The organism is Sphingomonas echinoides (assembly GCF_029623395.1).
GTDB classification, from domain to species: Bacteria; Pseudomonadota; Alphaproteobacteria; order Sphingomonadales; family Sphingomonadaceae; genus Sphingomonas; species Sphingomonas echinoides_A.
The window spans coordinates 1-3,238 of sequence record NZ_JAPYKK010000073.1; the positions used below are offsets into that span (position 1 = coordinate 1).

Genomic DNA, 3,238 nt, shown 5'->3' on the forward strand with positions numbered 1-3,238 from the left:
TGTCGTCGAGCACCCCGAGCGCGACCTTGCGCAAATCCTCGAACCCGAGCGACCCGGTCCGCACCGCCTTGCCCAGCGCACCCTCGATCGTCCGCGCCGCGCGGTCCACCCCGCTCGCCAGCGGCCCCTCCAGCGACGCGCGCATCGCGTCCACGTCGCGCGCGAAGCCCACGGTATCCGCGCGCACGCCGACCACCAGCCGTTCGATTTCATCCGCCATCGGGAAACGCCTCCTGCATCCGCGCGATCGTCGCGGCATCGGGCGGCGCGACCGCATCGCCCGCGCCCGTCAGCACCGCCACCACCGCGCCCAACTCCGCCGGGGTCGCGCGCCAGAACACCTCCGGCGCCCACCCCAGCACCGCCCCCGCCAACCCGGCGAGCCGCACGCTCGCCTCGGCGAACCGCTCCATCACCGCCCCGCCAGGATTTGCCCGAGCAGCACGCGCAACACCGGCGTCGCCTCGGCAAGCCCCGCGCGCACCACGCTCTCGCCCATCGCCTCGCGCGTCATCGCCTCGGGCGCATCGACGCGGCAGTGCCAGAACAACGCGACCATCTCGCCGAGCGCGAGCGACCCCGCCGCCGCGCGCTCGACCAGCGCGAACAGCGGCCCCAGCTCGCGCTCCGCCGCGCACAACGCGGTGAAGCTCGGGCGCAACACCAGCCGCTCGCCCCCGACGCGCAATTCCGCCTCGCCACGCTCCGGGTTCGCGCTCATGCCGCGACCGCCGGCCCGGAACTCTCCAGGCTCAGCGTGTAACTGCGCTCGCCGTTATAATCCCCGGCATAGTCGAGCCGCGAAACGAGGAACTTCCCCGTCAGCGTCTCGCCGCTTTCGAAGCTCAGCCGATAATCGTCGAGCACCCCCGACAGCGCATTCGCCTTGATCCGCAGTTCCGCCGCCGACCCGACGAACACTCCCGCCGCCGACACGCTGACGCTGCGCACCCCCGCCCCCGACAGCAGATCGCGCCACCCGCCCGAATCCTTCGACGTCACCGCCACCAACGCACCGTTGATGCTCAGCTGCGTCGTCCGCAGCCCCGCGACCGTCTGATAGACGACCGGCGTCGCGCCATTCCCCACTTTCAGCAAGAAGGCACTGCCCCGTTCCACGCTCATAAACCCTCCATCATGCGAATCCGGTAATCCACGCTCGCGCTCCACTGGCCGGGGCTCGTCCCCCAGCTGCGGCTGCGCACGAGCACCACGCTCGCGACTCGCCACCCGGGCAGGTCGCGCGGCAAACCCTCGATCGCCGAGCCGACGCTGGCGGACAGCGCCGCCAGCCGCACCGCCGTCTCGCCCGCGTCGCGCAGCGTCACCAGCAGCCGCAGCTCCCGCCCGGCGCGATCCTTCGCCCCCCAGTCGAGCGTGATCAGCTCGCCCAGCTCGGCAAACGGCGGCGTCGCGCGCACCGGGGGACCGGCGTAGACGCCGTTCAACCCGGCAATCGCGCGCAGCTTCGCCAGCACCGCCGTCTGGAGCACGCTCTCCGCGCTCATCGCAGCAAACTCCCGATCCAGCGCAGCCGTGGATCGTCAGCGGTCACCCGTCCGGTCAGGACTAGGTCGTCACCGACCTCCTCCACCGCCGCCTCGGGAAGCGTTTCGCGTAGAGTCGTCGCAACCCGCCCCCGCACGCGCGCCGCCGCGGCTTCGCCGATCGCGCGACCGCGCTCTTTCAGCCCGTCCATCATGAATGCTTTCCCGTCAGCAGCGGGATCCGCCGGAACGGTCGCCACAGCGCGGTCACCGCCAGCGGCGGCGGCGTGGCATGTTCGCGCGCATCGAACAGATGCGCCGCGAGCAATACGACCCCCTGCCGGATCGGCCCCGGCACCCCCGACCAGTCGTTCGCCATCCCGGCGTCGAACACCACCACGCGGGTGCCGCTCGCGCCATCGCTCACGCGAACCCAGCCCTCGCCCTGCGGATCGATGTCGATCGCATAGCTGGTTGCCGCGAGCGCCACCCCCGCCGCCGTCTCGACCTGCGTGATTGCGCGGACCGGCGCCGCGCCGATCCGCTGCCACCCGCCCGTCACGCCGAAGCTTTCGCGCATCGTCCGCCGGATCGTCACTTGCCCCAGGAAGCGTTCCGCCAGCCCCAGCGCGGTCTCGGCGAACGCGGCGATCAGCTCGTCCTCGTCCGCACTCGCGACGCGCAGCACCGCCTTGACCGCCGCCACCGCGAGCGCACGATCCCCCGCCCCGAGCGTCACCACGCCCGGGCCATTATCCTCGATCATGTCGATTCCTTTGCACCACGATCGCGGCGGCCAGCGCGCGATCCATCCCCAAACCGCGCGCCGCCCGCCCTTTCTGGCCGCCGATCCGCTCAGGAAACCGCGAACTTCATCAGCTTGATCGCCTCGCTGTTCGACACGCACCCGCCGATCCGCTTGGTCGCGTAGAAATTGACGAACGGCTTGTTGGTATAGGGATCGCGCAGGATCACGGTCTCGCGACGTTCCGCGATCAGATAGCCCGCCTTAAAGTTGCCGAACGCGATCGACAGGCTGTTCGCGGCGATATCGGGCATGTCCTCGCTCTCGATCACCGGATAGCCGAGCAACGTCCCCGGCGTCGCACCGCTCAGGCTCGGGCTCCACAGGAACTGCCCGTCGCTGGTCTTGAACTTGCGGATCCGCGCGAGCGTGGTCGCGTTCATCAGGAACACCGCGCCTTGCCGGTACGGCGCGCGGAGCGCCTGGACGAGGTCGATCAGCCGGTCCTGCGGCGTCGTCGGAAAATCCCCCGCCGCCCCGCTCGCGAGATATTGCAGCGTCCCGAACGCGCGCGATGCGTCGGCGGTCGCGGCGGTGGTCGCCTGGAGGAACCCCTTGGGGCGGCTGACCCCGCTCCCGGTGATGAACGCGCTCCCCTCCGCCTTGGCGAATTCGAGCGCAATTTCATTGGCGAGCCACGCCTCGACGTCGAACGCGGCATCGTCGAGCATCGCCTGGCTCGCGCTCGGGTTGGCATAGAGTTCGCCCATCGGCGGGGCGATTTCGGTGAACACCGGGGTCGCGGTCCCCGGCCGCGCATCGGTCTCCGCCGCCCAGCCAGACGGCGTGCCCCCGGTCGTCACCAGCTTGCGATACCCCGCCGACCCGACTTGGACGACATTGGCGATCGCCCGCATCGGCGACGCCGCCTTGAGCGTCGCGTCGATCACGCTGTCGATCTCCTTGGGGATCGCATAGCCGCCTGCGTCGCCGGACACGCCGGTAA

At 70.7% G+C, this 3,238-nt stretch carries 7 protein-coding genes and 1 pseudogene; all 8 read right to left on the reverse strand.

All coding sequences use genetic code 11. The features are described from left to right. Positions 1-220: pseudogene (locus QBJ92_RS20395) on the reverse strand (tail tape measure protein); the annotation flags it as partial. Then, positions 210-413, reverse strand: a complete 204-nt coding sequence (locus tag QBJ92_RS20400) for a phage tail assembly chaperone (RefSeq protein WP_277971521.1) — start codon at positions 411-413, stop codon at positions 210-212. The gene QBJ92_RS20400 and the pseudogene QBJ92_RS20395, both read right to left, overlap by 11 nt. Beyond that, entirely contained in the window at positions 413-721 is a 309-nt protein-coding gene (locus QBJ92_RS20405) for a gene transfer agent family protein (RefSeq protein ID WP_277971522.1), read from the reverse strand. The genes QBJ92_RS20400 and QBJ92_RS20405 overlap by 1 nt, the downstream gene beginning before the upstream one ends. After that, the gene (locus QBJ92_RS20410) at positions 718-1,125 is read right to left on the reverse strand and encodes a phage tail protein (RefSeq protein WP_277971523.1); all 408 of its coding nucleotides are present in this window, start codon (positions 1,123-1,125) and stop codon (positions 718-720) included. The genes QBJ92_RS20405 and QBJ92_RS20410 overlap by 4 nt, the downstream gene beginning before the upstream one ends. Next, positions 1,122-1,508, reverse strand: a complete 387-nt coding sequence (gp17, locus tag QBJ92_RS20415; protein ID WP_277971524.1) for a tail completion protein gp17 — start codon at positions 1,506-1,508, stop codon at positions 1,122-1,124. Before gp17 ends, QBJ92_RS20410 begins: the two co-directional genes overlap by 4 nt. After that, positions 1,505-1,702 carry a hypothetical protein gene (locus QBJ92_RS20420; protein ID WP_277971525.1) on the reverse strand — a complete coding sequence of 66 codons (198 nt, stop codon included), beginning with the start codon at positions 1,700-1,702 and terminating at the stop codon, positions 1,505-1,507. The genes gp17 and QBJ92_RS20420 overlap by 4 nt, the downstream gene beginning before the upstream one ends. After that, positions 1,699-2,253, reverse strand: a complete 555-nt coding sequence (locus QBJ92_RS20425) for a head-tail connector protein (protein WP_277971526.1) — start codon at positions 2,251-2,253, stop codon at positions 1,699-1,701. The genes QBJ92_RS20420 and QBJ92_RS20425 overlap by 4 nt, the downstream gene beginning before the upstream one ends. 89 nt (positions 2,254-2,342) lie before the next feature. Continuing rightward, on the reverse strand, positions 2,343-3,238 hold an 896-nt coding region (locus tag QBJ92_RS20430; protein ID WP_277971527.1), incomplete at its 5' end, for a phage major capsid protein.